Raw genomic sequence first — 23066 nt, 5'->3', positions numbered from 1 at the left:
ATCCATTGTACCGTCCTTTCGTTCAAGGAATTCCGGTGTGCTTTGTGGTTTCCGACAGTAGTGTTCGCCGCCGCTTCTCCTGAAGTGCTTGATTCACCGCCGGATATGGATTCATGTGTGCGGCGACGTGAAAATTTCACAGTGCCCCCGGTGGGTCTGGGGAAGGCCGCACATCATGGGATGACCATGCGAAAACCACAGGTCGGCGGTGGTGTGAACACTGGATCTTCGCGTCGGATGGCCGCAAAATTCCTGGTAGCGCATTCACGCCGGAACTACCCCGGCCGTGTTGGTGCGGTCCGAAGAACGTATTCCCGCGGCAACACAGAACCGGCCCTTGACCGCGTCCCCCCGCGGCGGTCAAGGGCCGGTTTCCATTTCGCGGGACGGGTGTGTGAGGATAGTATTGTCGGCTCGTGGGGCGAGGCGCAGGCGAAAGGCAGATGGGGTCGATGATCAAGGTCCTGGTGGCGGAGGACATGCACATTGTCCGTGGGGCTCTGGTCGCGCTGCTCGGCCTCGAAGCCGACATCGAGGTCGTCGCCGAATGCGCCAGCGGTGACGAGATCCTCCCGCTCGCCCAGTCCGCGCGCCCCGACATCGCGCTCATCGACATCGACCTCCCCGGCAAGGACGGGCTCACCGCGGCCGCCGAACTGCACGAGCAACTGCCCGAGGTGCGCACGCTGATCCTCACCTCGCTCGGCAGCCCCGGCACCCTCCGGCGGGCACTGGCCGCGAAGGTCAACGGTTTCCTGCGGAAGGACGCGCCCGCCGACAGGCTGGCCAACGCGGTCCGCGGGGTCGCCGCCGGGCGGCGCGTCGTCGACGGCGATCTGGCGCTCGCCGCCTGGGACAGCGAGGAATGCCCGCTCACCGCCCGCGAGATCGAGGTGCTCAGGCTGGCGTCGGTCGGCTCCGACCCGACCGAGATCGCGGCGGAACTCTTCCTGTCCGCCGGTACCGTGCGGAACTACCTGACGACGATCGTTTCGAAGCTCAGCGCCCGCAACCGTGTCGACGCGGTGCGGATCGCCCGGGAGTCCGGCTGGCTGTGACGCCGGCCCCCTTCATCGGGTCGGCACGTTCATCGTCGCGTGGGCGAGATCCGCGGCGAATTCACCGGTTGAAGCCGCTTCCGCGAGCAGTTGGCGTTGCCGGGTCGCTCCTGTCCCGTGCTCGAACAGCGAGTCCAGCCCCCGCTCCACGTCTTCGGTGTCACCCGCGGCACCGAGCGCCGGCCGGATGAAATCGACGAGTTCCCCGAGAAGGTCGCGCTGATCGGCCTCCCTGCCGGTGAAGACGTCGATGCCCGGTCCGTCGAGGCCGCGGCGCGCGGCGGCCGTCAACGCCGCGCCGATCCGGGCACCGCGGGCTCGCGGCGGCCTCGCGGTTCCGGCGCAGGTCGCGACCAGTCCGCGAACCAGTGCCGCGAGCAGCACGGCGTCGTCGACGGCCAGACAGACATCGGCGATCCGTACCTCGACGGTGGGATAGCGAGGGGAAAGGCGGGCGTAGAAGTACACGCCTGCCGCGTCGAGGGCGGCGCCGTGACGCAAGGCGTCCCCGATACTCCGGTCGTAGGCGGCCGCACCGGACCATTCGTCGGGAGGTTTCGCCGTCGGCCACCGGTCCCAGATCGGGAAGCGCCTGCTCGACCAGCCGGAGTCGGTGCCGTTCTCGACCGGAGAGTTGACACTGAGCGCCAGCAACGGGGCGAGCCACGGCCGCAGCCCCGCGAGGACCCGCGCGCCGAGATCCCGCGAAGGCAGGCCGACGTGCACATGGCAGGCGCACGTCCCCGCCTCGTCGATCAGTTCGGGGAACGCCTGGGCCATCCGCCGATAGCGGGGATCGGACGTGAGCGCGTCCGGCCGCAGTTCACCGGGCGGGATCCCCGCCGCCACCATCAGGCAGCCGTCGGCCTCGGCCGCCCTCGCGACGGTCTGCCGCAGCCTCGTCAATTCCGACCGCACCTCGTCGAGGCCGCGGCAGACGTCGGTCGCGGTCTCGATCTGGAATCGCATCAGCTCACCGGTGACGTCCGGTCCGGGCGCGAGGTTCTCGAGAAGATCGGGTGCGCGCAACGCGACCGAGCCGTCCATCGGGTCGAGGAGGACGAACTCTTCTTCCACACCGAGCGTGAAGTTCATGCCGTCAAGCGCCATGGTTCTCCGTTTCTGGTGATTTCGGCCGGTACCAATGAATCTCCCCCTTCGAGCGCGGCGAGGAAAGGGCCGGTGTGCTGAACTTCGTTGCGGCGAAAGTGTTTCGCGGTCTCACTGACGGTCTAGTCTCGGTTCATGATCGATCTGTATCCTCCTGTCGAGCCCTACGACTCGGGACTGCTCGATGTAGGTGACGGCAACCTCGTCCACTGGGAAACCTGCGGGAACCCGGCCGGGAAACCGGCGGTCATGCTGCACGGCGGCCCCGGACAGGGCTGCACGCCTGGCATGCGGCGGATGTTCGACCCGGCCCGCTACCGCGCGGTGCTGTTCGACCAGCGCGGCTGCGGCCGCAGCACCCCGCACGCGAGCGACCCGGCGACAGACATGCGGTACAACACGACGGAGCATCTCGTCGCCGACATGGAACGGCTACGCGAACATCTGGGTATCGAACGCTGGCTCGTCACCGGCGGCTCGTGGGGCACGACGCTCGCACTCGCCTACGCCGAACGGTTCCCGGAGCGGGTCACGGAGATCATCGTCAGCGCCATCAGCACGACACGCCCTTCCGAGGTCGACTGGTTGTATCGCGGCGCCGGCCGCTTCTTCCCCGAAGAGTGGGCCCGCTTCCGCGGCGATCTCTCCGGTGACCTGGTCGTCGCCTACGCACGGCTCCTGGCGGATCCCGACCCGCACATCCGGACCGAGGCCGCCCGTTCCTGGTGTACCTGGGAGGACACCGTCCTTTCTCTGGAGCCAGGCGCGACCGTCCACAAAGGTCCGATCGGCGAGTGGGAATTGGCATTCGCACGCATCGTCACGCACTACTACTCTCACGCTGGCTGGCTTGAACCGGGCGCTCTGATCCGCGATGCCGCCCTGTTGCGGGACATCCCCGGCGTACTGATCCACGGACGCCGGGACCTGAGCTGCCCAGTGGACACGGCCTGGGAACTCGCCCGAGCCTGGCCCGGAGCCGAACTGCTGATCGACGACGGCTCGGGCCATCGGTCCAGCGACGTGAAGCGAGCCTGGAAGCTGGACGCGCTGGACCGGTTCGCCTCACGCGGGTGATGACACGAACGCGAGTAGTCGACTAAGGATCCTGGTTGTGGGTTTGATGTTGTGTCCCGGTGGTCTTCTGCGAGGGTGGGCGATGACGGTCTGTTGCCGCGGGTGGAGCGTCGGTTTCGGAGATGCAGGACTGGACCGAGGTCGGTGTGTGGCAGCAGCTGCACGAGATGCTGTCGGTACGACGTCACCCCGGCTGGTGCCGTTGATCCACGCGATCCCGCCGCCTTGTCCGCGCTGCGGGAGTCACACCCGCCATCGCCTGCTGCAGCGAACGACACGGCTCCAGTCCCGGCTCGTTTGGGTGGCGCAAGTAGTCGACTGCTTGCGGGGGGCGGTCGGTCTATGTCCTGAGGTGCATGGTGTTGCGTCGGGGTTGTCCGGTGGGGTCGAGGTAGGTGGGGGCGGTGAATTCGGGAAGTCCGTCTTGGGCTATCTGGACTTTCCATTCGCTGCGGTGGATCAGCCGGTGGTGCCGGGTGCATAGGAGCACGAGATTGTCGATTTTCGTTTCGCCGTGGTGACGCCAGAAAACAATGTGGTGCGCCGTACAACGCGGCACCGGCATATCGCAGCCAGGGAACGCGCAGCCTCTGTCGCGGATGGTGAGTGCGTACTTCTGGGCCAAGGACACCGTGCGTTTGGAGCGGCCGATGTCGAGGGGTTCGCCCGCGGTGCCGAGGACTCCGGGTCTGACACGAGCGTCGCAGGCGAGGATGCGGGCGTCGGTGGCGCTGATCGGCCCGACTAGATCCAGGTGAGCTTCACCGAGATCGTTGATCAGGTCTTCGTACGACATGGTGACGAGGATGTGGGTGGCCTCGCCTGCCTGGCCGGGCAAATTGCGGCTGGTGGTTTTCAGGCGCACATAGTCGGTGAAGGCATCCCCATAGCGCTCATCTTGGGTGCGGGGGTCTCGGATGCCGTCGATGGCCTTGTGGGGCTTGGCCATGGGATCCAGGTCAGACTTCAGGCGGGCGTAGGTTTCCAGGTCAAGCGTCGCCTTGAGGCCGAGGGTGCCGTCGCGGTGTTTGACGAACCGCAACTCCGGCCGCACATCCTTGGGATCCTCATTACGGGGTTCCTTCCCGTCGGGGTCGAGGTTGTCCAGCAGGCGTCGTCCGGCTCGGGCGATGGCGCGTGGTCCGGTATGACGAGCGAGATCGACCAGGATCTTTTCGCCGTCTCGAATCTTGCCTTCCGCCACTGTGGAGGGGATACGGGCGAGGGTGCGGATGATGGCGTCGATTTGTGAGCCGCCGATCGCGCCTTCCGCCGCTGCTGCAGCGGTCAAGGGCGCGAGAGGTGGGGTTGGGTCGCCGCCGATGGTGGGGCCGGGGTGGAGGGCGAGGACACGGTCGGCACGGTCGTTGGCTTCCTTGTCCGTGACCAGGAAGTCTTCGTAGATCAGTGCCGCCAGCGTCGAGTGTCCGGAGCAGCCGCGGATCCCTCGGGTGTTGATTTCGGCGAGGATCGCGTTCTGCTCGGCATCCAGTTGGCGTTTGAGGACTTCCAGTTCTTGTTTGCGGGCATGCAACATCGCGGTGTCGACGCGCCACCACTCGGCGGGTGTCGTCGGGGATGTGCTGTCGATGGCCACGAGATCAACATTACCCGCAGTCGAACAGATGTTCTATCACACGTTTATGTAACACCCACAAGTATGACGCCGTTCAGGCAGTGGCAATTAGTAGACTAAATGCGAGTTTCAAACGGAAAAACCGTGGTGACACCCGCAAAGGGTGTCACCACGGTCGGAACCTCAAGCGGTCGGAACCTCAAGCGGCCGCGCGGCGAATGACGATGTCGTCGAGCCGAGTGCGCGCGTAAACCTTGACGCCGCCCGCAACACCGTCAGCAACCCCGCCCGTGCCGAACGAGTTGCGCACCGAACCCTTCTTGCTCTCGGCGTCCACCGAGGCGCTGTCCCCGCCGATGCCGACCTCGATGCCACCGGACGCGTTCATCAGCTCGGCCGCACCGTGCGACAGCCGTCCGACGCGGATCGGGCAGTTGGCCGCCTTCGCGATGACGTCGCCGTCGGCGCGGTCGATGTCGAAGCTCCCGCTCGAACCGGCGAGGTCGACGCCGGACCGGGCGTGCCCGATCCAGATCTTCCCGGTCGCGCCCACGTACTTGACGGAGCCTTCGGCCTCGCCGATCCGCATGCCCGCCGTGCCGCCTTCGACGGTCACGGTCCCGGCGACATGCCCGATCGTGACCTCGCCCGCCGCCAGGTTGCCCCGCACCGCCGCGACCCGGTCGACCTTGATCCGGCCTGACGACACCTCCAGCTCGCAGTCACCGAACCGGCCTTCGGCGAGCACGTCCGACCAGGCCGTGTTCAGGACCAGCTTGGAACCGGTGGGCACCTCGATCGTGATCGCGACCGAACCGTTCTTGCCGCCCGCCTTCTTGGTCTCGATCGAGAGCTCTCCGCCGGCGAAGTCGACCTTCGTGTTCTCGGCGACCTTCACGTCCGACTTGCTCGTGCTGTCGATCGGCTCGACCAGGACCACCGTGTCCGAACGGTCGCTCGCGGCGACGCGGACCCAGGCACCGGCGGTGGTCAGGGTGGCGGTGATCGGCGACGTCGTGGTGAAAACAGACATGGTGGGAACTCCCTCGGAGGTGGTGATCTCGTGTTGTTGAAGCAACGATCGCCGACCGTCCTGACACCGGGCTGCCACAGCGCTGACACGCCGTGGGACCCCGAGTCAGGCAGACGTGCGCCGCTGTCACGGCAGCACGACGTCCTCGGGGGTCTTGTCTGCCCGCAGTCCCCGCCACGTCGTGTGCCGCAACCGGCCGTCCGGGGTCCAGTTCCGATGCACTACCTCCCCGACGAGCTCCGGCGTCACCCACCGCACCCGCCGCGCCCGATCACGCGGGACCTCCGAAGCGAAGGGCGGTGTCTTCCGTTCCAGCGGGATGAGCCGGGCGTACAGGTCATCGAGGACCTTGTCGCTGAACCCGGTCCCGACATCGCCGACGTACCGCAGGTCACCGGACTCGTCGTGCGCGCCGAGCAGCAGCGCGCCGAGGGTCCCCGAGCGCCGTCCTTCGCCGGGCCGCCAGCCGCCGATCACGACTTCCTGGGTGTGCCACAGCGCCCGTTTGATCCACTGCCGCGTCCGTTTGCCGGGGTGGTACCGGCTGTCGAGCTTCTTCGCGATCAGCCCTTCGAGACCGTGTTGCCGGACCACTTCGAGCAGCTGATCGGGCGAGATGTCGTCGTCGGTGTAACCCGGCGGGATGACGATGCGGCCACCGGCCCCCAGGGAGGTCAGCAGCTCACGACGGGCGGAGTAGGGCTCGTCCAGCAGGAGGCCGCCGTCGAGAAGCAGCACGTCGAAGGCGAAGAAGTGCACCGGGCTGCGTTCCAGCAGCGACGCGTCGGGCGTGCGCAGGTGCCGGGTCTGCAGCAGCGGGAAGCTCGGCCGTCCCTGGTCGTCGAGGACGACGATCTCGCCGTCGAGGACGGCTTCGCGGCCGCTGAGCGCTTCGGCGGTCACGTCCGGGTACGTCGCCGTGATGTCGAGGCCGCGCCGGCTGGTCAGGCGCGTCTCGCCGTCGCGCGCGACCCGCAGGCAGCAGCGGTAGCCGTCCCATTTGTATTCGTACCCCCACCCGCCGGTGGGCAGGTCACCGTCGGTCGCCAGCATCGGGGCGATCGCGTCCGGCACAGTACTCATGGCTCACGGTACCCCGGAAACCCCGCCGGTGATCTATCGTCGAAGGGTGCCTGAAGAGCGGATAACGGTCGAGGTGGAGGGACGGCGGCTGGGGCTGTCCAATCTGGACAAGGTGCTCTATCCGGCGCACGGTTTCACCAAACGCGAGGTCCTCGACTACTACCGCCGCGTCGCCCCGGCCATGCTCCCGCATCTGCGCGACCGCGCCGCCACGTTCCGCCGGTTCCCGGACGGCGTCGACGGCGAACCGTTCTACGAGAAGAACGTTTCCCGGCACGCGCCCGAATGGGTGCGCACCGCGCGGCTCACGAACCGGGGCCGCCGGGGCGGGGAGGAGACGCTCGACTACCCGGTGGTCGGCGACCTCCCGACGCTGATGTGGGCGGCCAATCTCGCCGCACTGGAACTGCACGTTCCACAATGGACTGTCGGACCGCGTGGCGCGCGGAAGTCGCCCGATCTGCTGGTGTTCGACCTCGACCCCGGCCCGCCCGCGGACGTCGTCGACTGCTGCCGGGTCGCCGAGACGCTCAGCGACCTGCTCACCGAAGACGGCCTGACGGTGTACGCGAAGACCAGCGGCAACAAGGGAATGCAGCTGTACTGCCCGGTGCGCACCCGATCGGACGAACGCACCTCCGAGTACGCCAAAGCGGTCGCGGAGGAACTCGCGCGCCGGTCACCGGAAACCGTGGTCGCCCGGATGACGAAGGCGATCCGCCCCGGCCGCGTGTTCATCGACTGGAGCCAGAACAACACCGCCAAGACCACCATCGCGCCCTACTCCCTGCGCGGCCGCGCCGTCCCGACCGTGTCCACCCCGGTGACCTGGGAGGAGGTCGAGGCCTGCCGCAAGGCCGCCGACCTGCTGTTCACCGCCGGGCAGGTGATCGAGCGCGTCGAGGAGATGGGCGATCTGTTCGGCGACATCGCCGAGCACCGCGCCGCCGTTCCCACTCGGTGAGGCGCGAAATTGTCCGAAACAGGACAGGCGCCCCGAAAGACCACTGTGGACTCCCGCCCGTTCCGCATACGATCGGCGGATCGGGCGCGCGGGGGTGCGCGCCCACCGTACTGGCGCCGCGGGGCCGGTGAGGATGTGGCTGTTGACCGGGTATCACACGCTGGCCGAGACCGAGAACGCCGTGCGGGCCAAACTGGGCGGGATCCCGCTGCTCTGGGAGCGGATGGAGGCGGTGGCCAACCTCCACCGCGCCGCCACGGCGGTACGGCTGCACTTCGAGAACTCGGTCCTGCGCACCGCCGGCCTCACCTGGACCGCGTTCGTGGTGCTCTGGGTGGTGTGGATCTTCGGTGAGAAGGAGACCAGGCACGTCGCCGCGGAGTCCGGGATCACCAAGGGGACGCTGACCGGGGTGATGAAGACCTTGGAGGCCCATGGCCTGGTCACCCGGCGCAAACACCCCGTCGACGGTCGGCTCGTGCTGCTCGCGCTGACACCGGAGGGGGAGCGGCTGATGCGGGAGCTCTTCCCGGAGTTCAACCAGGAAGAAGCGTTCGTCACCGACAGGCTGAGCCCGGCGGAGTGCACCGATCTGGCCGTTTCGCTGCGGGAGATCGTCAAGCAACTGGAGGAGAGGGGCGAAGAGCGGCGCCAGGCGGCTATAGCCCGGGAGAGCTGACCCCTACCGAAGACGGTTGCGCGAGACCTCCGGCGACTTCTACGTTTTTTGGAGCCGAACGATCGAAGGGCGCGCTTGATGGACTTCCGGTACTGGCTCGGTCAGGCGTTGACGTCGAACGAGGCGTGGGCGGAGACGTTCACCCCCGTACGGACGCATCCGTCGCTGGAGATCCCCGACGGGCGGTTCGAGACCGCGTTCGAGGAGCTCACCGAGCGACTGAAGGACAACTACCCGTTCTTCCACCCGTCCTACGCGGGCCAGATGCTCAAACCGCCGCATCCGGCCGCGGTGGTCGGCTATCTGACCGCGATGCTGGTCAACCCCAACAACCACGCGCTCGACGGCGGGCCCGCGACGGCCGAGATGGAACGCGAGGTGGTCCGGCAGCTGGCCACGATGTTCGGCTACACAGAGCATCTGGGGCATCTGACCACCAGCGGCACGATGGCGAACCTCGAGGCGCTGTTCGTCGCGCGCGAAACGCATCCGGGCAAGGGGATCGCGTACAGCGCCGAGGCGCACTACACGCACGGCCGGATGTGCGGGGTGCTCGGCGTCGAGGGGCATACGGTGCCTGTCGACGCTCGCGGCGCGATGGACCTCGACGCGCTCGAAGAGCTGCTGCGCACCGGGAAGATCGGCACCGTGGTGCTCACCGCGGGCACGACCGCGCTCGGCACGGTCGAACCGGTCCACGAGGCCATGGCGCTGCGTGAACGCTACGGCGTCCGGGTGCACGTCGACGCCGCCTACGGTGGTTTCTTCCGGCTTCTGTCCGGTTTGGACGGTCCGGAAGGGCTGCCCGAAGCGCCGTGGCTCGCCATCGCCGAGGCCGATTCGATCGTCATCGACCCGCACAAGCACGGCCTCCAGCCCTACGGCTGCGGCGCGGTGCTGTTCAAGGATCCCGGGGCAGGGCGGTTCTACCTGCACGATTCGCCGTACACCTACTTCACCTCGGAAGACCTGCACCTCGGCGAGATCAGTCTCGAATGCTCCCGGGCGGGCGCGGCCGCCGCCGCGTTGTGGCTCACCTTCCGGGTGCTGCCGCCCACCCCCGACGGGCTGGGCCGGGTGCTCGCGGCCGGGCGCCGCGCGGCGTTGCGATGGGCGAAGCTGCTGGAGGACTCCGAGCGCTTCGACCTGTACCAGCCACCGGAACTCGACATCGTCACCTACTTCCCCCGCACGGAACCGCTTTCGCTGTCGAAGATCGACGAGACGAGCGCACGGATCATGCGTGTCGGCATGGCCGCGGCGAAGGATCCGGTGTTCCTCAGCACGCTCCGGGTGAGCGGGCCGCAGTTCGGCCTGCGTCACACCGGGGTCGACGCGGATGCGGACGGCGCGAGGATCCTGCGTAGCGTGCTGATGAAGCCCGAAAGTGAGGACCACGTCGACCGGCTCCATGAACGGCTGGAAGAGTTGTCCCGCGGTTGAGCACCGCGTACCGCCGCACACGAATGGATCCACCATGCCCGCACCAGGTCCCGCCGAACCCGTGACCGCGACCGAAACCCGGTCGCTCGGCACCGGTTTCCGGCGGCGGCACGTCACCATGCTGGCCATCAGCGGCGCGATCGGCGCCGGGCTGTTCGTCGGCACCGGCGCGGGGGTCAAGACCGCCGGTCCCGGCATCCTGCTGTCCTATGTGGTCGCGGGCCTGCTGATGGTGCTGGTCATGCGCATGCTGGGCGAGATGGCGGCGGCCGAGCCGAGCAGCGGATCTTTCTCGGTGTACGCGGAGAAGGCGCTCGGGCGCTGGGCAGGGTTCACCGTCGGCTGGCTGTACTGGTCGCTGCTGGTGGTCGTGGTGGCCGCCGAGGCGACCGCGGCGGCGGGGATCGCGAGCGGGCTGCTGCCCACGATTCCACAGTGGACCTGGGTGCTGCTGTTCATGGCGGTGCTGACCGTGGTGAACCTGTTCGCCGTGCGCTCGTTCGGGGAGTTCGAGTTCTGGTTCGGCGCGATCAAGGTGACCGCCGTGGTCGGGTTCCTCGTGCTCGGCACGCTGGCGGTGTTCGGGGTCCTGCCGGGGACGACGCCGGTCGGGCTGGACAATCTCACCGGGCACGGCGGGTTCCTGCCCAATGGTCTCCAAGGAGTGCTGACCGGTCTGCTCGCGGTCGCGTTCTCCTTCGGTGGCATGGAGCTGGTCACCATCGCCGCGGCGGAGTCCGAAGACCCGGCAGGCTCGATCCGCCGCACCACGCGCACCGTCATCGTGCGGCTGCTGCTGTTCTACATCGGCTCCGTGGCGCTGATCGTGCTGTTGCTGCCGTGGGAGTCCGCTTCGGCCAACACCAGCCCGTTCGTGACCATCCTGGAGCAGATCGGGGTGCCGTCGGCGGCGCTGCTGATGAGCTTCGTCGTGCTGACCTCGCTGCTCTCGGCGCTGAACGCGAACCTCTACGGCGCTTCGCGGATGGTGTTCTCCTTGGCCGAGCGCGGTGAAGCGCCGCGCGCGATGCTGAAACTGTCCGGAACGGGTGTCCCCCGGACGGCGGTGCTGTCGTCGGTCGCGTTCGGTTTCGTGGCCGTACTGCTGAACTTCCTCGCCCCCGAACACGTGCTGCCGTTCCTGCTCAACGCCATCGGGGCGAACATCCTGCTGGTCTGGATCTTCGTCGCGCTCTCCCAGTTGCGGCTGCGGAAAGCGGCGGAACGCGACGGCACGGCCGCGGACCTGCCGGTGCGGATGTGGGGTTTCCCGTGGCTCAGCTGGGTCGCCCTGGTCGCGATGGCGGGCGTCCTCGTTCTCATGTGGACGGACGCCGACGCGCGGGCGCAGCTGTTCACCAGTGGCGCGGTGGCCGTGCTGATCGTGGTGATCGGCCTGCTCAGGCGACGTCCGCGACGCTGAACAGTTCGCGCTCCACGCGGCTCAGCGCCAGCCGGACAGCGCCGAGCGCCACCGCGTCGTCGCCGAGTGTCGACGTCTCGACGCGCACCGGGAACAGGCACAGCCGGGCGAGTTCGGCGCGCAGCGGCGTCGTCAGCAGGTCCCCGGCCTGCGCGAGCCCGCCGCCGATGACGACCAGTTGCGGGTCGACGGCGAGCACGGTCGCGGCGACGCCGACGCACAGATCCGTCACGAAGGCGGCCACGATCGCCTCGGCCTCCGGATCGCCGCCACGCAGGGCCTCGAAGACCCGTCTGGTGGCCTTGGCGGATCCTGAGCCGTCGCCGAACGCGAGGAACCTGTCGAGCGCCGTGTACCAGCCGACCTGCCGCAGGGCGCCGATCTCGCCCGCCGCGCCGTTGTGGCCGGCGTGCAGCTTCCCGCCGAGCAGCAAGCCCAGCGAAACCGTCCGCCCGGCCTGCACGTAGACGACGTCGTCGACGCCGTGCGCGATCCCGCGCCAGTGTTCGGCCAGCGTCGCGAGCTTGGTGTCGTTCCCCGCGAGCACCGGGCAGCCGCCGCCGAACTTCGCGGGCAGGTCGAGGCCGGTCCAGCCGGGAAGGCGATCGTTGCGGACGACCTTGCCGCCGGACACCACGCCGGTGGTGCCGATGCCGAGCACTCGCACGTTCGCGTGGCCCTCGACGGCGGTGCCGAGCACCCGGCGCGCGGTGTCGAGCCGGTCGGCCGCGTCCATTTCCGGGGTGAGCCCGGCCTTCGCCCGTCCGACGACCTCGCCCCGCAGGTCGGCGACCAGGCACAACGTCTGATGCGGGCTGATTTCGAGCCCGGCGACGTGTCCGGACTCGGGGCGGAAGCGGTAGCGCTTCGCGGGCCTGCCCACCGGGCGTGGTGCGCCGGGGGAGAGCGGGACCTCCTCGACCAGGCCCTGTCCGCCCAGGTCGGCGGCGATCTCCTCGACCGTCGGCCGGGAGACCTCGCTCGCCTTGACCAGTTCCGAGAGGGTGAGTTCTTCGGCCGCGTACAGCGCTCGCAGGACGGCGGCGGCGTTCAACCGCCGCAACAGTGACGGATCCCCTCCGGACAGTCTGGCCATGCGACTCCCTAGACGGTGACGCGTTTGTCGTACTGGTCGCGTGCGACGGCGATCTCGCTCTGATGCTCCTCGGTCCAGGTGACCAGCGACTGGATGGTCTGGTGCAGCGTGATGCCCAGCGGGGTCAGCGCGTAGTCCACGCGGGGCGGCACGACCGGATAGACGGTCCTGGTCACGAGCCCGTCGCGTTCGAGGTGACGCAGCGTGGTGGTGAGCATGCGCTGGCTGATGCCGTCGATCTTGTACTTCAGTTCGGTGAACCGGAGGGTGTTCCGGTCGAGGAGCGCGATCACCAGCAGCGACCACTTGTCCGCCACCCGGTCCAGGATCTGGCGGACCTCGCAGTCCTCCCGGGTGTCCCACTGGAAGGCCTCGTAGTCCTCCTCGGTGAGTTCACAACGACTGGGTGAGTTCAAAGTGCCTTCTTCCATGGTCACCGATAGTGTCGGAAGATCTCCTTGGTTACAAGAGGGAACCGACCGGCAGATGGGTAACCGTCGGTCCCTTGTCCACTGAGGGAGAACTGATCTTGACTGCAACACGTGCCGCCGACCGGATGAGCGGGCGGGCCTGGGGTGTGCTCCTGGTGCTGTGCGGCGCCATCTTCCTGGAGGGCATCGACGTCGCGATGCTGAACGTCGCGTTGCCGTCCATCCGGGCCGAGCTCGGCCTTTCGACCGCGACGCTGAGCGGCGTGGTGAGCGCCTACGTGCTCGGCTACGGCGGGTTCATGCTGCTGGGCGGGCGCGCCGCGGACATGTACGGCCGCCGCCGCATGTTCGTCACCTGGCTGATGGTGTTCCTCGTCTTCTCCGGGCTGGGCGGGTTCGCCACCGAAGGCTGGATGCTGCTGCTCGCCCGGTTCGTCACCGGCGTCGCCGCGGCCTTCATGACCCCGGCCGGCCTGTCGATCATCACCACGAGCTTCGAGGAGGGTCCGAAACGCAACAAGGCCCTGCTGTTCTACGCCGGCACCGGGGCGGGCGGGTTCTCGCTCGGCCTGGTCATCGGCGGGCTGCTGACCAGGATCGACTGGCGCTGGGTGTTCTTCACTCCGGTGTTGCTCTCCGCCGTCATCCTGCTCGCCGCGCTCTGGCTCATCAAGGAACCCGCGAACCAGGAACGTGTCCAGCGGCGCGCGGACTTCGCCGGAGCGGTCACCGTGACCGCGGCGATGCTGCTGATCGCCTACGCGGTGGTCCGGCTGGAACACCCCGCGCAGGGCTGGGGCTGGACTGTCGCGTCCTTCGCCGGGGGAGTGGCGGCCCTGGCGGCCTTCGTGGCCGTCGAACGCCGGTCGCCCGCGCCGCTGGTCCGGCTGGGCATCCTGCGGTCGGGTCCGCTGGTGCGGGCGAACGTCAGCGCCCTGCTCTTCGCGGGTTCGTTCTTCGGGTTCCAGTTCCTCGTCACGCTGTACCTGCAGGAGCTCCGGGGCTGGTCGACGGTGGAGACGAGCCTGGCGCTGCTGGCCGTCGGGATCGACGCGATCCTCGCGCCGACGCTGACCCCGCGGCTCGTGGCGAAGTTCGGCAACACGCGGCTGATCTTCGGCGGCTTCGTGCTCGCCGCCGTGGCGTACGCGCTCTTCCTGCCGCTGGACCTGGACTGGACGTACGCGGCGATGTTCCCGTCGATGATCATCCTGGGCCTCGGGTTCGCTCTCGCCTACGGCCCGCTGACGATCGTCGCCACCGACGGGATCGCCGAAGACGAGCAGGGGCTGGCGGGTGGTCTGCTGTACACGGCCTTCCAGTTCGGCGCGGCGCTCGGGTTGTCCGCGGTGACCGCCGTCAACGTCGCCGCGCTCGGGGACGGTTCGCCGCAGGCCGCACTGGGCGGCTTCCGGGCGGCGCTGGTCGTGCCGCTGGTGATGGCCGTCCTCGCCGCGATCGTCATCGCGTCCGGCCGTCAGCGCGTTTCGGTGAAGGAAGCCAGATTCGCCAAGGAGGAGGCGATCCCGGCCTCGTGATCCGCCTGGCCGATGCCGGTCGGCACGTCCGTCGCGGTGACGGTCACTTCGGTGGCGTCACCCGCGGCGGCGAGCTGCCAGGTCATCGTCATGGTGCCCGCGAACGACGGGTCTTCGGACTCGAAGACGGCCGTTTGCACCACGCGTTCCGGCGGCACCAGGTCGGCGAACCCGACTTCGACGATGTCCGTCGCGTCCGACGATTTGCCGGGCGCGGTGGACGCGTCGAGGTAGGTGAGGGTCATCCGGAAGCCGCCACCGGGCCGCGGATCCCAGTGTTCGACGCGGCCGCGCATGCCTTCGGGCGGCAACCAGGCTTCGAGGGACTCCCGGTCGAGGAGGGCTTTGTAGACGGCCGCGGGCGGGGCGGCGATCACCCTGCTGCCGCTGTCGATCCTGTCCATCGTCCCGAGTCTAGGGCGGATAGGCTGGTCACCGCGGATCACGGACGTCGGGTGGTCCGGGAGGGGTGATCCACATCGAGTACGTCGTCGCCTGGTCCGCCTTCCTCGGCGGCTGGCTCCTCGTCGCCGGGCCCATGTACCAGGGCGCGCTGGAACTGCGCGAGGAGGGCGAGCGGTTCGAAGACCTGCGTTCGGTCCAGACTCGCCGTCCCACCGGCGGCACCCCCACGTCGCGCTGGTGGTGGCTGGTGCCGCCGGTGGCCGTCATCAAGGAACGGCGCCGCCGGAAGAAGGTGCAGCGTGCGTTCATGCGGACGCTCACGGCAGGTCAGCGGCGCACCATGGCCACTTTCGCCAACAAGGCCAAAGGCTGGTTCATCGTGTGCGCGGGCGCCTTTTTCATCGCCCTCAAGGAAACCTGGCACCTGACCCATCTTTACCACTGGCCTTTGTGGACCTATTTCGCGATGGTGCTCGTCCCGCTGGTGCTGAGCTTCGCCCACACCTCACGCGGTGTCCGGCTCACCGTCCTCATCATGGGGTCGGAGGAGTGATGGTGTCGCGGGTGATCGCCTCCACCTTCTCCTGCGCCTTCTTGGCGTCGGTGACCCAGAGCTTGTAGAAGTCGAACGGGCAGTCCGCGACACCCTTGTCGCCCTCGTCCGCGTCCTGTACGCCGGTGTAACCGCGGTGCAGCAACTTGAAGATGTGGTTCTGCGACTGGTCGTAGGTCCGCGCGTCGCGGATCGCCGACACCGAAAGCTGCGCGTACTGGATCCCGTATTCCTCTTCGCCGGTCTCGCCGAGCGTGCGCCCGTCGAAGCCGATGATCGCGGAGTGGCCGAAGTACGAGTAGACGCCGTCGAAACCGGCGGCGTTCGCCACGGCGACGTAGCAGTTGTTGGCCCACGCCATCGCCTTGGCCATCAGCACCTGCTGTTCCTTGGCCGGGTACATGTAACCCTGGCAGCGCACGATCAGTTCGGCGCCCTTCATCGCGCAGTCGCGCCAGATCTCCGGGTAGTTCCCGTCGTCGCAGATGATCAGCGAGATCTTCATGCCCTTGGGGCCGTCGCTGACGTAGGTCTCCTCGCCGGGGTACCAGCCTTCGATCGGGCACCACGGCAGGATCTTGCGGTACTTCTGGACGATCTCGCCCTGATCGTTGATGAGCACGAGCGTGTTGTACGGCGGCTTGTTCGGGTGGTCCTCGTGGCGCTCGCCGGTGATGGAGAAAACGCCCCAGGTCTGGGCTTCCCGGCACGCCGCGGCGAAGATTTCGGTTTCCTCGCCGGGGATGCTCGCCGCCGTCTCGTACATTTCCTTGGGGTCGTACATGATGCCCTGCGTCGAGTACTCCGGGAAGATCACCAGGTCCATGCCGGGCAGCCCGGACTTCATGCCCACCACCATTTCGGCGATCTTGCGGGCGTTGTCGAGGACTTCGGCCTTGGTGTGCAGCCGTGGCATCTTGTAGTTGACCACCGCGACGCCGACCGTGTCCGGGCTGGCGGAAATGTCACCGTGTCGCATGAAGACTCCTTTTCTCGGAACGGTTTTTCAGGACGTCGAGAGAACCGGCCGCCGCGACCAGCGCCACCGCGATCGCGGCCGCCTGCAACGCCGTCCCGGCGTCACTGCGGTAGGCGCCGGTCAGGCCGAGGAAGGCGGGCACCGTGCAGGTCGGCTGGCTGAGCAACAGGACGGTCCAGCCGGTGAACCGCGTCAGCCGCTCCTTGCCGAGACCGAGCACCAGGAAGAACAACGTCCACAACAGCGCCCAGGACAGCCAGATGACGCCGAACACCGGGTCGTTGTCGTGCCAGAAAGCGATTCCCGCGTACACCACGGCGGCGCCCGCCACGAAGAGCGAGAACCAGCCGATGCCTTCGGGCGCCAGGCCGGCGAGGTTCGCGATGCCGACGTACAGATAGGTGAAACCGAACAGGTACAGGCCGGACGCGGCGAGGATCGCGTCCTGGTTCCCGCCCGCCTGCAGGATCAGCACGGTCGGGGTGACGCACTGGAGTGCGCCGACGAACAGGTTCAGCACCGCCGCCGAGCGCGGCGGTATTCGGCCGAGCAACATCAGGCCGTTGATCATCAAGGCGGCGCCGACGTAGAGAAGGCCCACGTTGCCCATGCTCACCTCCGCGTAACGTGCATCACGTGGAATAATTTCAAATGAAAGTATGTGGTGTGCCGGAGCGAGTCAAGAGGGGAGTTCAGAGCCGGGTGAGGACCTCGAAGTCGTAGCCGTCGGCGACCGCGAGATGGACGTGCTGGTCGGCCTGCTGCCCGCGGAACTCGATCGTGCCGCGCGGGCCGTGGTAGGCGACACCGTCGATCGCCGCGTTGAGCGCGCGAAGATCCGGCGTCCCCGCGCGGCGGACGAGTTTCGCCAGCGTGTGCAGTCCCTCGTAACAGGATTCGGCCGCGTTGTTCAAGGCCGGGGCGCCGGGACCGTTGCGGTCGACGTAGCGGCCGAGCAGGTCCATCGCGTCGGCGGTGACCATGGACCGGAAGTAGGCGGCGGAGACGTAGAGGTTGCCGGTGGCGTTCGCGCCGCTCGCGAGGAGCATGTTCTCCTCCATCAGCGGACTGAAGCGGATCAACCGGTCGGTGAGCCCTCGCGCGGCGAAGGCCCGGTTGAAGCGCACCGCGTCCTGTCCGACCAGCAACATGAGCACACCGTCGCTGGTGGACTGTTCGACCGAACGGACCACTGTGGACATATCGCCCTCGCCGAGTCCGACGAACGCCTCGCCGGTGATGCGCAGGCCGAGATCCTTGGCGTACTGCCGGATCGCCCGCGCCGACCGGTGCGGCCAGACGTAGTCGTCGCCGACGACGAACCAGCGCCGGGCGCCGAGCTGGTCGCGCAGCCAGCGCAGTGCCGGTTCGATCTGGCAGCGTGGTGTCTCGCCCGTGCAGAAGATCCCCGAACGGCGCTCGCCGCCTTCGTAGAGCGAGGTGTACACGTACGGCAGCCTGTCGGCCACGACCGGCGCGAGCGCGTGCCGGACCGACGAGATGTGCCAGCCGCTCACCGCGTCGACCCGCCCGCTGTCCACGAGACGCCGCAGGTCTTCGGCCACCTGTCCGGGACTGCCGCCGCCGTCGACCACCTCGGCCTCGACCTGCCTGCCGAGGATGCCGCCGGATTCGTTGAGCTCGTGGACGGCCAGCTCGGTGATCGCCTCGCAGGACGGGCCGAACAGCCCGGCCGGCCCCTGCAACGGGACCACCATGGCCACCCGCCAGGTGTCGTCGCGGGGCCGCGTGGCGAGGCGTAGGGGCATGGCGCTCCGTGCGGTGGCCCGGTAAGGTCAAAGTGCTTCCACCTGGAAGTATTGCGAGGGTGTCCGGTTTTGGCAAGGGGACGGGATATGGGGACACGCGGCGTCGCGACCGCCGGAATGTCGCTCACCGGCTCGCTCACCCGCGCCGCGAGGTCCGTCGCCGCCAGGGTCGAGCAGGTGCTCGCCAAGGAAGGTCTCACCCTGGACCAGTGGCTGGTGCTGGACGCGCTGAGCGGTAAGGGCGGCCTCGCCATGGCCGACCTCGCCGATCGGACGCTGGCCACCGCCCCGACCCTGACCAGGGTGGTCGACAAACTGGTGACCACCGCGCAGGCGTACCGCGAGGTCGACGCCGCGGACAGGCGCCGGGTACTCGTCCACCTCAGCGCCCGCGGCCGGGCGACGTACCGGCGCGTGGCCGCGAAGGTGTCCGAGGTCGAAGCCGGGCTCGACGTGCCGGACGAACTGCTTGTGGCGCTTCGGGGTCTCGGCGACTGAAGGTCAGGCGTACGGCGGGTACGGCATCGGCCGGGCCGGCGTTTTCGCCTTGACCAGCGCGACGATGCCGAGGACTCCGGCGACGACGAGCGCGAGGAACACGAACAGCGCGGCCACCACGAACACCACCCGGAAACCGGTGGCGTCCGAGAGCAAACCGCCGAGGACCGGTGCCACCACCAAGGCGAGGACACCGAGGCCCGCCGTGGCCCCGGTCGCGGCGCCGCGACCGGCCTGGAGTCGCCGGATCAGTGCGACGGTCACCCCGAGGACGGCGCCCGCGCCGAGTCCGTTGAGCACCCGGCCGGCCAGGAACAGGCCGCTGTTCGGGACGAAGGCGACCAGTAACACGCCGAAGAGCATCAAGACGATCGCGGGCACGGTCACCGACGTCGGAAAGCGCGCGCCGAGAAGCAGGCCTGCCGGGAAGGCGATCGCGGCCGCGACGAGGTATGCGACGAGGCCGTTCAGCAGCAGGGACTGGCTGGACATGGCCAGATCGATCTGAAGGGCCGACCCGCCGTCGAAGCGATAGATCACGGTGACCAGGAAAAGACCGATGAGCGCGGCGAAGCCTGGCCCGATGACGAGCCACCAGGGAGGCCCGGCGGTCGGATGCGGGTCGCTCTGGGGCGGCGTCGGCACGTACATGCGCACAACCTATAGCGGCCGTCGCCGCCGATGGACCACTTCCTCGATACCGCATGGGACGTGACAACGCGACGCCGCGTGCTTCGGACGCGAATGCTCGGTGGATCCTTTTCGTGCGGCCAAGTCGCCTGGTGAACTTCCACCCGTGGGTGAGTTTTGGAGCGGTTGCAAGGCCTGCCGTGAGTGTCGGGATGATCACGAGGGGTAGGCGGGTGGGACGCCGTCCCGGTACCTCGACTGTGGGTACCAGGACGGCATCTCGCCCGGTGTGGCCCGTTGCTGGACCCTCGGACCCCGTTGGGTCCCAATGCCTGGTCAAGAGGGGCTCTTGACCAGGCGCGACGTGCCCCCGGCAGGACTTGAACCTGCGACCTAGAGAATCTAAGGAAACCGTCGGATCTAACCCTGTTCTATCGGTTTACCTGGGTGGACGGTCGCAAAGTGACGGGTCTGGTCGGGTCTAATCGGAAGGGTTTGTGATCCATTAATGATCCCGTGTACCGATCTTCACCCCGTCTCGTCGCCCAGCAAATCCTCGAGCGCGTCCGCGATCGCGTCGTTCGTAACCTTCGGCCGGCGGTAGTGGCGCTCGACCACTTCGGCCGTGTTGCCGAGCTGATCGCCGATCTGGTTGCTGGACACCCCGGAGTCGCCGAGGTGAGTACCAACGGTGTGCCGCAGCATCATCGACGACATCCAGCCGTAGCCGATCGCGTCGCACGCGATCCGCATCCGCTTCATGAAGTTGGACGGGTCCTGCCACTGCCCGTTCCAAGTTGGGAACAGGGGGCCTTCGCCGGCCGCGAGCTTTCGCCGGGCGAACATCGCCGCCGACCAGGTCGGGTAACGCGGCCGGATCGGCTTGCCGTTGTGCTTCCGACCTGGCTTGCGGACCATGCCTTCCCCCTCGACGCGTACTAGGTGGAAAGCGAGGTAGCACGTGCGATCCGTCGGTGCGATGTCTGGTCCGGTTGTGGCGAGCACCTCGCCGGGCCGCCCCCCGGTCGCCAACATCGCTTCCGCTGTATCGGGCAGGTCTTCCCATGCTTGCCCCCTGACCCCGCGCCGCGGCCCCGTCGAGGCTGCTTCGCAGTACTTACGCAGCTTGTCCAGAAAGTCCCTGCGGACCTCTGGTTCGAGAGCCTTGATCTCGTCCTTGGTGCCGTCCTTGCGCTGCTCGATCGGGTCGACCGACTTCGCCGGGTTCGTCTCCATGGCGCCGTGGATTTGACCGAACCGGCACACTCCGCTCAATACCGTCTTCGCGCGTTGGGTAGCGGCGTACCCCCCGCCGCCGCGCTTGGACCGGTTGCTCTTCGCTGTCGTGTCCCGGATCCGTTGCAACGCGTCGTTGCACGCGCCGACGTTCTCGGCCTCCCGGCAGGTAAGTTCCCCCATCTCTCGCTTCAGGTGTGCGCCCGAGTCCTGGTAGTCGTACAGGCTCTTGTGCGCGCGCTCGCCGCGCTTCACCTTCTTCTCGAAGTCTTCGAGGTACAGATCGATCAGCCGGCCGAAGCTGGTGTCGCCGTCGATCTTTCGTCCGGCCGCGTCGTTGGCCAGTTTGGTCATGGCCTTCTTCAGCCGTCGCACGGCCGCCGGGCCGGTCTCACCGCGGCGCCGAACCAACGGCAGGCGCCCGTTACGGAGTCGGAAGCGGGCGCCGGCAACGTAGCTCTTCTCGCCCAGCTTCGTGACGCTGATCTTCCCGTAGGTGCCGATCTCAGTTCTTGGTCTGGCCACATTCGGGTCCTTCCTCGGTCGGGTCGTCGTCACCGCCTTCCCGCAATCTCCGATCAAGGTCGTCCATCTCCGCCAGGTAGAGGTCGCGAACAGCGAGCCGGGACCTCGGCGGGGGAGCCTCGACGCGCCGGTCCCGGCATTCGACGTACAGGCCGACGAAGCCGACGCCGAACGCGGTCGACATGTGGACAACGAGAAGCGCGGAAGTCCAGTCCTGCGCGAACGCGACGACGGCGTGTGCGATCGCCAGGGCGAAGATCGCGACAGCTGCTCTGTAGAGCCTCTTCGCGTTCGCTGGGACTGTGCTGGTGGTGGTCGGAGCAGTCACAGGTCGGAGTCCCTCCTTCGGGTGTACGGGTTAACCCGGTTGTCGGAGGTATATCCGCAGGTCTTAACGGTTTGTTAGGCGGTTCAACAGGATTTTTCGAACTTTCGTTCGAGTGGCGTAATGATCCGATCACCGGTGTGTTACATCGATATCGGATGTGTTACAGCGCGAGCGTGATCGTTATGCGACAACGTAGGCTGCACGTCCTCTTAGGACTCGTCGTCTTTCTTGCGCTCGCGCCGGGCTTCCTCTTGGGCTTCCACGATCGCCCGCATGGCGAGCAGTGCAGTGGCTTCGCCGCGCATGACGCGCTCGCGCTCGACGAACTCCAGAGCCTCACTGACGGACATGGACTTCATCCGCTGCCAGGCCTCTGCTGACCATTGGTGCTGCGGCGGTGTGGCGCTGCCCTCTTCGGTCGACGATGGTGTGGGCGGGTTCGGCGGGATCTCGCCGCCCTCCAGGATGTTCTGCGGCGTGTCCTGGGTCCAATGGGGAATGAACTTGCCGACCAGTCGCAGATTCGTCTCGCCGACGGTCGGCTTGCCGGTTTCAAGGTCATCAAGTGAGCGCTTGGCCATGCCAGCCGCCTTCGCGAAGGCTGGCCGGAACTTGAACTTGGCGCCCATGGACTCGCGGGCTTCGCGAACCGCATTACCGAGGCGCTGGCGGGCCGCCTCGCTGTAGTCGGCTGTGCGCACCCTGTTTCCAGTCACGTGTGCAGAATGCCGCAGACCATTGCAGTCCGCTACCTGTCTGGTGTGACGAACTTTCCTGGCTCTACCTCGGAATCTTTCTCTCGTTCCCCTCATGGCTATGCAGAGTAGTGCAGAGTAGTGCAGAGACGCAAGGGTAAGTTCAATATTCTGCAACGTTCTGCATTGACAGGATGATGCAGAACGTTGCAGACTGTGGCAATGACCACGCCCAACAAGTTTCACGCGGATGCCACCAAGCACCGCATGGCCGAGCGGGGCGTTAGCTCGAAGGCTCTCGCGAAATTGACCGAGATCCCGTACGGCACGCTCCGCAACGCGGTAGCTGGACGCGACGTCATCCGGCTTGACCGCATCTACGCGATTTGCAACCACCTCGTTCGGGGCGACGAAGAAGTCCGCGACGTGGTGGCGGAAATCGCCTATGCCTCGGACGGCACTCCGGACACGCCACCGCAGCAGCCGTCGAAGCCGACCAGCCCGCCGAAGCGCTCGACCACCGAACGCACCAAGGGGCCAAAGCGGCTGACCGGGGCAGCCGTATGACCGCCGTCCTCGACACCGTCCTCGAAGCCGTCGAACGCCTGATCAAGAAGGTCGAACGGCTGGAGAAGGCGGCCAAACAGCCGCCGCGCGAGGCCTACCGGCCCAGCGAGGTCGCGAAGCTCATCGGCATCGGCTACGAGACCGTCCTCGAAATGTGCCGAACCGGCGAGCTCCCTGCTCGGCAGGTGGGCGCGGGGCACCTCTGGGTCGTCCCGGCTGCCGAACTGCGGCGCTACCTCGAAGTCCGTGACGCGAACGACAGCGTCGTCTGAATCTCCTTACGTCCCAACAAAAAAGTCCGCCTCGCGCGGGAACGCAAGGCGGACCGATGGCCCCGGGCATGGGGCCCTGACCACAGAGGAGCAGTCCC

25 protein-coding genes are annotated in these 23066 nt (G+C 67.6%); 11 read left to right on the top strand and 14 right to left on the bottom strand.

Translation table 11 applies throughout. From position 1 onward, the window contains the following. The first annotated feature begins 452 nt into the window (after positions 1-452). A complete protein-coding gene (locus tag ACZ6YV_RS37645) occupies positions 453-1058 on the top strand; it encodes a response regulator transcription factor (RefSeq protein WP_465514165.1) in 606 nt (201 codons plus the stop codon). A gap of 12 nt (positions 1059-1070) precedes the next feature. Here ACZ6YV_RS37645 and ACZ6YV_RS37640 read toward each other — a convergent pair whose 3' ends face one another. Then, positions 1071-2168, bottom strand: coding sequence for a carboxylate-amine ligase (locus tag ACZ6YV_RS37640; protein ID WP_465514164.1), 1098 nt, complete (start codon positions 2166-2168; stop codon positions 1071-1073). 135 nt (positions 2169-2303) lie between these two features. Here ACZ6YV_RS37640 and pip point away from each other — a divergent pair, with 135 nt between their 5' ends. Continuing rightward, positions 2304-3245 (top strand): prolyl aminopeptidase, encoded by a 942-nt coding sequence (gene pip, locus ACZ6YV_RS37635; protein ID WP_465514163.1) that lies wholly within the window; start codon positions 2304-2306, stop codon positions 3243-3245. A gap of 340 nt (positions 3246-3585) precedes the next feature. Here the strand turns inward: pip and ACZ6YV_RS37630 are convergent, their stop codons facing one another. The 3 genes from ACZ6YV_RS37630 to ligD (ACZ6YV_RS37620) all read right to left on the bottom strand — a co-directional run bounded on the left by ACZ6YV_RS37630 (position 3586) and on the right by ligD (ACZ6YV_RS37620) (position 6937). Then, complete coding sequence (locus ACZ6YV_RS37630) at positions 3586-4842, bottom strand: HNH endonuclease signature motif containing protein (RefSeq protein ID WP_465514162.1); 1257 nt, start codon at positions 4840-4842, stop codon at positions 3586-3588. 178 nt (positions 4843-5020) lie between these two features. Then, positions 5021-5854: a DUF4097 family beta strand repeat-containing protein gene (locus ACZ6YV_RS37625; protein WP_465514161.1), complete on the bottom strand. Its 834-nt coding sequence runs from the start codon at positions 5852-5854 to the stop codon at positions 5021-5023. Positions 5855-5980: 126 nt separating this feature from the next. After that, the gene (gene ligD, locus ACZ6YV_RS37620; RefSeq protein ID WP_465514160.1) at positions 5981-6937 is read right to left on the bottom strand and encodes a non-homologous end-joining DNA ligase; all 957 of its coding nucleotides are present in this window, start codon (positions 6935-6937) and stop codon (positions 5981-5983) included. A 46-nt stretch (positions 6938-6983) separates the two neighbouring features. Here ligD (ACZ6YV_RS37620) and ligD (ACZ6YV_RS37615) point away from each other — a divergent pair, with 46 nt between their 5' ends. The 4 genes from ligD (ACZ6YV_RS37615) to ACZ6YV_RS37600 all read left to right on the top strand — a co-directional run bounded on the left by ligD (ACZ6YV_RS37615) (position 6984) and on the right by ACZ6YV_RS37600 (position 11446). Further along, positions 6984-7901 (top strand): non-homologous end-joining DNA ligase, encoded by a 918-nt coding sequence (ligD, locus tag ACZ6YV_RS37615; protein WP_465514159.1) that lies wholly within the window; start codon positions 6984-6986, stop codon positions 7899-7901. Positions 7902-8034: 133 nt separating this feature from the next. Further along, positions 8035-8580 (top strand): MarR family winged helix-turn-helix transcriptional regulator, encoded by a 546-nt coding sequence (locus ACZ6YV_RS37610; RefSeq protein WP_465514158.1) that lies wholly within the window; start codon positions 8035-8037, stop codon positions 8578-8580. A 78-nt stretch (positions 8581-8658) separates the two neighbouring features. Beyond that, positions 8659-10023, top strand: a complete 1365-nt coding sequence (locus tag ACZ6YV_RS37605) for a pyridoxal phosphate-dependent decarboxylase family protein (RefSeq protein WP_465514157.1) — start codon at positions 8659-8661, stop codon at positions 10021-10023. A gap of 34 nt (positions 10024-10057) precedes the next feature. After that, complete coding sequence (locus tag ACZ6YV_RS37600; protein WP_465514156.1) at positions 10058-11446, top strand: amino acid permease; 1389 nt, start codon at positions 10058-10060, stop codon at positions 11444-11446. Here the strand turns inward: ACZ6YV_RS37600 and ACZ6YV_RS37595 are convergent. Beyond that, complete coding sequence (locus ACZ6YV_RS37595) at positions 11424-12542, bottom strand: ROK family transcriptional regulator (protein WP_465514155.1); 1119 nt, start codon at positions 12540-12542, stop codon at positions 11424-11426. The two genes, ACZ6YV_RS37600 and ACZ6YV_RS37595, sit on opposite strands and share 23 nt — an antisense overlap. Before the next feature lie 8 nt (positions 12543-12550). After that, entirely contained in the window at positions 12551-12973 is a 423-nt protein-coding gene (locus ACZ6YV_RS37590) for a winged helix-turn-helix transcriptional regulator (RefSeq protein WP_465514154.1), read from the bottom strand. Positions 12974-13098: 125 nt separating this feature from the next. On the opposite strand from ACZ6YV_RS37590, the gene ACZ6YV_RS37585 reads away from it, so the two are divergent. Continuing rightward, positions 13099-14511 carry an MFS transporter gene (locus ACZ6YV_RS37585; RefSeq protein WP_465514196.1) on the top strand — a complete coding sequence of 471 codons (1413 nt, stop codon included), beginning with the start codon at positions 13099-13101 and terminating at the stop codon, positions 14509-14511. Here ACZ6YV_RS37585 and ACZ6YV_RS37580 read toward each other — a convergent pair. Next, positions 14451-14915, bottom strand: coding sequence for an SRPBCC family protein (locus ACZ6YV_RS37580; RefSeq protein WP_465514153.1), 465 nt, complete (start codon positions 14913-14915; stop codon positions 14451-14453). The genes ACZ6YV_RS37585 and ACZ6YV_RS37580 overlap by 61 nt on opposite strands. Before the next feature lie 65 nt (positions 14916-14980). On the opposite strand from ACZ6YV_RS37580, the gene ACZ6YV_RS37575 reads away from it, so the two are divergent. After that, positions 14981-15469 carry a hypothetical protein gene (locus ACZ6YV_RS37575; protein WP_465514152.1) on the top strand — a complete coding sequence of 163 codons (489 nt, stop codon included), beginning with the start codon at positions 14981-14983 and terminating at the stop codon, positions 15467-15469. Here the strand turns inward: ACZ6YV_RS37575 and ACZ6YV_RS37570 are convergent. The 3 genes from ACZ6YV_RS37570 to ACZ6YV_RS37560 form a co-directional block, all read right to left on the bottom strand. Then, positions 15450-16448: an aliphatic amidase gene (locus tag ACZ6YV_RS37570; protein ID WP_465514151.1), complete on the bottom strand. Its 999-nt coding sequence runs from the start codon at positions 16446-16448 to the stop codon at positions 15450-15452. The genes ACZ6YV_RS37575 and ACZ6YV_RS37570 overlap by 20 nt on opposite strands. Continuing rightward, positions 16435-17058: an AmiS/UreI family transporter gene (locus ACZ6YV_RS37565; RefSeq protein ID WP_465514150.1), complete on the bottom strand. Its 624-nt coding sequence runs from the start codon at positions 17056-17058 to the stop codon at positions 16435-16437. The genes ACZ6YV_RS37570 and ACZ6YV_RS37565 overlap by 14 nt, the downstream gene beginning before the upstream one ends. 82 nt (positions 17059-17140) lie before the next feature. After that, a complete protein-coding gene (locus ACZ6YV_RS37560) occupies positions 17141-18217 on the bottom strand; it encodes a substrate-binding domain-containing protein (protein ID WP_465514149.1) in 1077 nt (358 codons plus the stop codon). A gap of 87 nt (positions 18218-18304) precedes the next feature. Between ACZ6YV_RS37560 and ACZ6YV_RS37555 the strand changes: the two genes are divergently transcribed. Beyond that, on the top strand, positions 18305-18715 hold the full coding sequence (locus ACZ6YV_RS37555) for a MarR family winged helix-turn-helix transcriptional regulator (protein ID WP_465514148.1): 411 nt from the start codon (positions 18305-18307) through the stop codon (positions 18713-18715). Positions 18716-18718: 3 nt separating this feature from the next. Here ACZ6YV_RS37555 and ACZ6YV_RS37550 read toward each other — a convergent pair whose 3' ends face one another. The 4 genes from ACZ6YV_RS37550 to ACZ6YV_RS37535 form a co-directional block, all read right to left on the bottom strand. Beyond that, the gene (locus tag ACZ6YV_RS37550) at positions 18719-19366 is read right to left on the bottom strand and encodes an MFS transporter (protein ID WP_465514147.1); all 648 of its coding nucleotides are present in this window, start codon (positions 19364-19366) and stop codon (positions 18719-18721) included. Between the two features lie 507 nt (positions 19367-19873). Further along, positions 19874-20935: a site-specific integrase gene (locus ACZ6YV_RS37545; RefSeq protein ID WP_465514146.1), complete on the bottom strand. Its 1062-nt coding sequence runs from the start codon at positions 20933-20935 to the stop codon at positions 19874-19876. 151 nt (positions 20936-21086) lie between these two features. Beyond that, positions 21087-21434 carry a hypothetical protein gene (locus tag ACZ6YV_RS37540; RefSeq protein WP_465514145.1) on the bottom strand — a complete coding sequence of 116 codons (348 nt, stop codon included), beginning with the start codon at positions 21432-21434 and terminating at the stop codon, positions 21087-21089. A 209-nt stretch (positions 21435-21643) separates the two neighbouring features. Continuing rightward, positions 21644-22135, bottom strand: a complete 492-nt coding sequence (locus ACZ6YV_RS37535) for a helix-turn-helix domain-containing protein (RefSeq protein WP_465514144.1) — start codon at positions 22133-22135, stop codon at positions 21644-21646. A 216-nt stretch (positions 22136-22351) separates the two neighbouring features. On the opposite strand from ACZ6YV_RS37535, the gene ACZ6YV_RS37530 reads away from it, so the two are divergent. Next, positions 22352-22696 (top strand): helix-turn-helix domain-containing protein, encoded by a 345-nt coding sequence (locus ACZ6YV_RS37530; protein WP_465514143.1) that lies wholly within the window; start codon positions 22352-22354, stop codon positions 22694-22696. Beyond that, complete coding sequence (locus ACZ6YV_RS37525; protein WP_465514142.1) at positions 22693-22968, top strand: helix-turn-helix domain-containing protein; 276 nt, start codon at positions 22693-22695, stop codon at positions 22966-22968. Before ACZ6YV_RS37530 ends, ACZ6YV_RS37525 begins: the two co-directional genes overlap by 4 nt. Positions 22969-23066: the final 98 nt, after the last annotated feature.

It is taken from the genome of Amycolatopsis sp. NPDC102522 (assembly GCF_055584485.1).
This window is presented reverse-complemented; position numbering and strand designations above follow the sequence as displayed.

Excerpts from the sequence above, each read along its gene's own strand:
- ACZ6YV_RS37640 (WP_465514164.1), bottom strand. The coding sequence starts at position 2,168 with ATGGCGCTTGACGGCATGAACTTCACGCTCGGTGTGGAAGAAGAGTTC.
- ACZ6YV_RS37555 (WP_465514148.1), top strand. The coding sequence starts at position 18,305 with ATGGGGACACGCGGCGTCGCGACCGCCGGAATGTCGCTCACCGGCTCG.
- ACZ6YV_RS37625 (WP_465514161.1), bottom strand. The coding sequence starts at position 5,854 with ATGTCTGTTTTCACCACGACGTCGCCGATCACCGCCACCCTGACCACC.
- ACZ6YV_RS37530 (WP_465514143.1), top strand. The coding sequence starts at position 22,352 with ATGACCACGCCCAACAAGTTTCACGCGGATGCCACCAAGCACCGCATG.
- ACZ6YV_RS37595 (WP_465514155.1), bottom strand. The coding sequence starts at position 12,542 with ATGGCCAGACTGTCCGGAGGGGATCCGTCACTGTTGCGGCGGTTGAAC.
- ACZ6YV_RS37645 (WP_465514165.1), top strand. The coding sequence starts at position 453 with ATGATCAAGGTCCTGGTGGCGGAGGACATGCACATTGTCCGTGGGGCT.
- ACZ6YV_RS37585 (WP_465514196.1), top strand. The coding sequence starts at position 13,099 with ATGAGCGGGCGGGCCTGGGGTGTGCTCCTGGTGCTGTGCGGCGCCATC.
- ACZ6YV_RS37605 (WP_465514157.1), top strand. The coding sequence starts at position 8,659 with ATGGACTTCCGGTACTGGCTCGGTCAGGCGTTGACGTCGAACGAGGCG.
- ligD (WP_465514160.1), bottom strand. The coding sequence starts at position 6,937 with ATGAGTACTGTGCCGGACGCGATCGCCCCGATGCTGGCGACCGACGGT.
- ACZ6YV_RS37525 (WP_465514142.1), top strand. The coding sequence starts at position 22,693 with ATGACCGCCGTCCTCGACACCGTCCTCGAAGCCGTCGAACGCCTGATC.
- ACZ6YV_RS37560 (WP_465514149.1), bottom strand. The coding sequence starts at position 18,217 with ATGCCCCTACGCCTCGCCACGCGGCCCCGCGACGACACCTGGCGGGTG.
- ACZ6YV_RS37565 (WP_465514150.1), bottom strand. The coding sequence starts at position 17,058 with ATGGGCAACGTGGGCCTTCTCTACGTCGGCGCCGCCTTGATGATCAAC.
- ACZ6YV_RS37570 (WP_465514151.1), bottom strand. The coding sequence starts at position 16,448 with ATGCGACACGGTGACATTTCCGCCAGCCCGGACACGGTCGGCGTCGCG.
- ACZ6YV_RS37580 (WP_465514153.1), bottom strand. The coding sequence starts at position 14,915 with ATGGACAGGATCGACAGCGGCAGCAGGGTGATCGCCGCCCCGCCCGCG.
- pip (WP_465514163.1), top strand. The coding sequence starts at position 2,304 with ATGATCGATCTGTATCCTCCTGTCGAGCCCTACGACTCGGGACTGCTC.
- ACZ6YV_RS37545 (WP_465514146.1), bottom strand. The coding sequence starts at position 20,935 with ATGACCAAACTGGCCAACGACGCGGCCGGACGAAAGATCGACGGCGAC.
- ACZ6YV_RS37550 (WP_465514147.1), bottom strand. The coding sequence starts at position 19,366 with ATGTACGTGCCGACGCCGCCCCAGAGCGACCCGCATCCGACCGCCGGG.
- ACZ6YV_RS37600 (WP_465514156.1), top strand. The coding sequence starts at position 10,058 with ATGCCCGCACCAGGTCCCGCCGAACCCGTGACCGCGACCGAAACCCGG.
- ACZ6YV_RS37590 (WP_465514154.1), bottom strand. The coding sequence starts at position 12,973 with ATGGAAGAAGGCACTTTGAACTCACCCAGTCGTTGTGAACTCACCGAG.
- ACZ6YV_RS37610 (WP_465514158.1), top strand. The coding sequence starts at position 8,035 with ATGTGGCTGTTGACCGGGTATCACACGCTGGCCGAGACCGAGAACGCC.